A 779-nucleotide genomic window follows, 5' to 3' on the forward strand; every position below is an offset into this window, starting at 1 on the left:
GGCCCCGGCGCCAGGCGACTTCTTGAACAGCCGGGCCTCTGGATCGGTCATCGAAGCGTGGGTCGCATTCGACCGCCGTTCACCACGGAAATCGACTTCGGCGTTGCGGCTGCGGCGTGTGGGGCGGGTCATCGGGTTAGGCTCGGCGATGGACTGGTCAGAGGAAGATGTGGGCGGCGCATTGGTATCTGGCGGATCGCCCGGACCGTCGTCCCCGTCGGACATCGCCTTTTCCTTCGGCTGGAAGCTCTTCATTGACGCCCAGGCCTTTACCAGGGTGCCGTCTACCGAGAAATGATCGTCCGACAGCAGCGGCGCCACCTCTCGATGGGCCAGAATGGCGGCCATGATCTTGCGGGACATGTCCGTGGTCAGCAGACGGTCACGGTTCTTCGTGAACACCGTGGGGACCCATACCGTATCATCAATGCCGAGACCCACGAACCAGCGAAACAGCAGGTTGTAATCCATCTGTTCCATGAGCTGACGCTCGGATCGGATCGAATAGAGGATCTGGAGCAAGCTGGCCCGCCTTTCGGGACATTGCTACGCAATGCCCTGTCGGTAATAGATCAGCCGTTCAGGTGCGATGGAGGGCCCCCCCTCACCGGCGTAGAGCCGATCAAAGTCGGCGTCCAGAGAACGCAGCGCATCGTTGACGATGGATCTGATCTTGCGCAGCGGGTGGCGCACAGGGATGCGCTCCTCGAGATCCACGTAGCTGAACAGCGATCCCGTCACTTGGTCCGATCCGCGCATCGCCACCTCCATCCATGCCG

Annotated in this window: 1 pseudogene; it reads right to left on the reverse strand. The window is 61.7% G+C overall.

What is annotated here, in order from left to right:
- Nucleotides 1–759 (reverse strand): annotated as a pseudogene (locus Q4543_RS24480) (transposase); the annotation flags it as partial.
- Nucleotides 760–779: the final 20 nt, after the last annotated feature.

Origin of the sequence: Salipiger sp. 1_MG-2023 (genome assembly GCF_030547555.1) — a bacterium.
In the GTDB taxonomy this organism is placed as follows: domain Bacteria; phylum Pseudomonadota; class Alphaproteobacteria; order Rhodobacterales; family Rhodobacteraceae; genus Salipiger.